The sequence below is a fragment of the Psychrobacter sp. AOP31-B2-9 genome (genome assembly GCF_052378005.1).
Classification (GTDB): domain Bacteria; phylum Pseudomonadota; class Gammaproteobacteria; order Pseudomonadales; family Moraxellaceae; genus Psychrobacter.
In genome coordinates, this window is record NZ_JBQSXG010000203.1 from 1 (window position 1) to 3,961 (window position 3,961).

Consider the following 3,961-nt stretch of genomic DNA (forward strand, 5'->3'; position numbering starts at 1 on the left):
GTACTTTTGCGTTTATTATTACTAAGTTGATTTTACATATAGTTTTAAAATCGAAAATTCATAAGTGGGTTTTTATAGTATTTAGCTATATTATCTCAATTTTTATTTGGTTATATTCAATAACCTTACTAACACCTATTATGAATATCAGTTAAAAAGCAATTTATTGGATATCCTACAAAAATAGCAAAGAGATGTAAGACAATAGACCAAACTCTAATTTTTATGACCTTTCTGACTCAACTAATAACCATATGCTTAGGTTTAGCGTAATGACTTATACTATTTTATTGTGGGCACAAAAAAGCGCCTCCGACATTAAGTGAGAAGCGCTCATTTTACAAAATATTAGTGTAATTTAATCAACAGTTATCAGTTTATTTAAAATTCTTGAGGCTTAAACACGCTCAATAACAGTGGCAATGCCTTGGCCAAGACCGATACACATCGTCGCTAGACCGATTTCAGTATCTGACTGCTCCATCGCGTTTAATAACGTCACAGTGATACGAGCGCCTGAACATCCTAGTGGATGACCCAAGGCAATCGCACCACCATTGATGTTGACGATGTCTTGCTTGTCGGTCAAGTTCAATGCTTTAAGTACTGACAAACCTTGCGCTGCAAAGGCTTCGTTTAGCTCGATGGTTTGCATATCGTCAATGCTCATGCCAGCACGCTTCAATGCTTTATTGGTGGCAGGTACAGGACCATAGCCCATGATAGCCGCATCGCAACCAGCCACTGCCATACTACGGATCCGAGCACGTGGTTTTAGACCTAGATCTTTGGCTTTTTGTGCGCTCATGACTAGCATCGCTGACGCACCGTCAGACAATGCAGATGAGGTGGCCGCTGTTACTGTGCCGCCTTTTGGATCAAAGGCTGGACGTAGTTTTTGCATTTGTTCCATCGTTGCATCCGGACGAATCACTTCATCGACCGTACATAATTGCAGACGACCCGCAGCATCATGACCTTCGATACCGATGATTTCATTATCAAAACGACCTTCAGTGGTCGCAGCCCATGCGCGGCGATGTGACTCAAGACCAAAAACGTCTTGTTCTTCGCGAGTGATGTTATTCATACGACCAAGCATTTCAGCGGTCAAGCCCATCATGTTTGAGGCTTTTGCATAATGCTTAGATGCTGCTGGATTTAGATCAACACCATGCATCATACCGACGTGACCCATGTGCTCAACACCACCGATGATAAAAATATCACCTTGGTTGGTCATAATTTGGGCAGCAGCAGTATGTAGCGCCTGCATAGAAGAACCACATAAACGGTTGACCGTTTGGCCACCAGTAGTTTTTGGAATATCAGCTAGCAGACCGATGTTACGACCGATGTTTAGACCTTGCTCTAGTGTCTGGTTTACACAGCCCCAGATGATGTCTTCTACATCACGTGGATCAAAGTCGTTGCGCTCTACCAGTGCACGCACCAACTCAGCAGACATGCTATCAGCACGTACATGGCGGAACATACCGTTTTTGGTTCTACCCATCGCTGAGCGTACGCCATCTACGATGACCACGTCTTTTGGACTTAAAATTGTCATACCATATTCCTTTTCAATTTTTATTGTCAGTGGCCGTATCACAGCACTCATCATATTTGACTGTCAAATTATTAATAATACATAAATTTCTAACAATCTGATCGAGCCTGTGTACGGCACTTTATCCTAGTAATGACTGCCTATTACGCTGTTGCGTAAAAAGTCTCGCCTGCTGCTGCCATGTCGCGAATCTTTTGCGGGGCTTCATAAGCTTTGCCAAGGTACGCGTACTTGTCACACAATGCCAAGTAATTATCTAGACCCAACTGGTCAATATAACGACAAGGACCACCGCGGAATGGTGGGAAACCAACGCCCATAATCATCGCCATGTCCGCTTCAGATGGCGTACTCACGATGTTGTCTTCTAGGCAACGAACCGTTTCGTTGCAGAAGGCAATCATAGTACGATCGATGATGGCTTGATCATCAAACTCTTGCTTTTCGCTGTCTGTAGTCGCTTTTAGCAGCTCATAAGTCGCCTCATCCGCCACTTTCTTTGGCTTACCGCGCTTATCAGTTTCATATTTGTAGAAACCAATACCGTTTTTCTGACCTAGACGCTCATTGTCATATAGATGCTGAATAGCACCTTTATAATCAGGCTTCATGCGATCAGGGAAACCTTCTGCCATCACTTCTGCGCCATGGACACCTGTGTCTAAACCAACGACGTCGATTAGATACGCAGGGCCCATTGGCCAGCCGAATTTTTCCATAACTTTATCCACATGAGCAAAATCAGCGCCTTGTTTGAGTAGCAGGTCAAAGGCACCAAAGTATGGGAATAGCACACGGTTTACTAGGAAACCTGGGCAGTCATTGACCACTACTGGCACTTTGCCCATTTTTGATGCTAGCGCAACCGTGGTTGCAATCGCTTCTTCAGATGACTTTTCACCGCGGATAACTTCTACTAGCGGCATACGGTGTACTGGGTTAAAGAAATGCATGCCAACGAAGTTTTCTGGACGCTCAAGTGCTTCAGCCAGATAAGTGATAGAGATGGTCGAGGTATTTGATGCTAGGATACAATCATCCTTAACCAAGCCTTCTACCTCTTTTAGTACCGCACGCTTGACGTTTGGATTTTCTACGACTGCTTCGATAACGATGTCAGTATCGCTAAAGTCACCATAATTCAAAGTAGGACGGATACGGCTTAAGGTTTCGCCCATTTTTGCTGGGGTCATCTTGCCGCGATCGACCATTTTGCCAAGTAGCTTGCTGGCTTCGCCCATACCAAGGTCTAATTGCTCAGACTTGATATCTTTCATGATGATTGGCAAGCCTTTACTGGCTGCCTGATAGGCAATACCGCCACCCATGATACCAGCGCCTAGTACGGCCGCTTCATTGATTTCATGTGCTATTTTGCTGTGTTTCTTCGCTAATTTTTTGACTAGCTGATCGCTTAAGAATAGACCCACCAAGCTCTCTGCTTGTGGTGTTTTAGCCGCTTTTGCAAAGCCAGCCGCTTCTACTTCGATCGCTTTATCACGTGGCAAATTAACATGCTTTTCGATGGCTGCAATCGCTAGCGCTGGTGCTGGGTATTGCTTAGGATTTGCTTTGGCAAAGATCATACCTTTAGCACTGTTAAATGCCATGGCTTGCTCAAGCTGATTTAGCTTAACAGGCACCAATTTTTCTTCACGTTTCGCTTTCCAATCAAGCTCACCTGAGATACATTTTTTGACCAAGTCAATCGCGGCATCTTGCAAGTCGTCAGCAGGCACAGTTGCATCAACTAGGCCTAACTTCAAGGCAGCCAATGCTTTCTTTGGTGTACCAGTCGCGATAAGCTCAAGCGCGTTATCAATACCAATGATACGCGTACTACGAACCGTCCCACCAAAACCTGGGAAGATGCCTAATTGGGTTTCTGGTAGACCGATGATGGCTTTTTCGCTCATGACACGGTATTCACAAACCAAGGTCATCTCACAACCACCGCCCATTGCAGCACCATTGATGGCCGCAACTTTTGGAAAGGGTAAGTCTTCAAAACGATTGAACGCGTCATTGACATGAACAACCCAATCTTTGATTTCACTTTCTGATTTTTTGAAAGAACCTACAAATTCTGTGATGTCAGCACCAGCGATAAACACACCTTTGCCTGAAGTGACGATAAGACCTTTTACGTCGTCCGCTTTTTCTAGCGCACTGACCGCTTCACCGAACTGTTTGTTGGTTTCGGCATCAAATTTGTTTACGCTCTCATTTTCAGCGTTGTACTGCATGTTGGCGATGCCATCCTCTAGCATTGTCACCGTGATGCGATTTCCTTGGTATACCATGTGGAACTCCTTTCTATTGTAATAAAAACGATGTAATAAAATTTATGACTGATAAAGTTTATAATTTATAAAGCTACTTTTTAAACTG

At 44.0% G+C, this 3,961-nt stretch carries 2 protein-coding genes; both read right to left on the reverse strand.

Annotation, left to right across the window (positions count from 1 at the left end):
* Nucleotides 1-397: 397 nt before the first annotated feature.
* Nucleotides 398-1,570: an acetyl-CoA C-acyltransferase FadA gene (gene fadA / locus ACT3SX_RS14260; protein WP_192520414.1), complete on the reverse strand. Its 1,173-nt coding sequence runs from the start codon at nucleotides 1,568-1,570 to the stop codon at nucleotides 398-400.
* Nucleotides 1,571-1,713: 143 nt separating this feature from the next.
* Entirely contained in the window at nucleotides 1,714-3,873 is a 2,160-nt protein-coding gene (gene fadB / locus ACT3SX_RS14265) for a fatty acid oxidation complex subunit alpha FadB (RefSeq protein ID WP_192520415.1), read from the reverse strand.
* Nucleotides 3,874-3,961: the final 88 nt, after the last annotated feature.

What these genes read in the sequence shown, in the direction of transcription:
- fadA (WP_192520414.1), bottom strand. Translation starts at nt 1,570, where the DNA reads ATGACAATTTTAAGTCCAAAAGACGTGGTCATCGTAGATGGCGTACGC.
- fadB (WP_192520415.1), bottom strand. Translation starts at nt 3,873, where the DNA reads ATGGTATACCAAGGAAATCGCATCACGGTGACAATGCTAGAGGATGGC.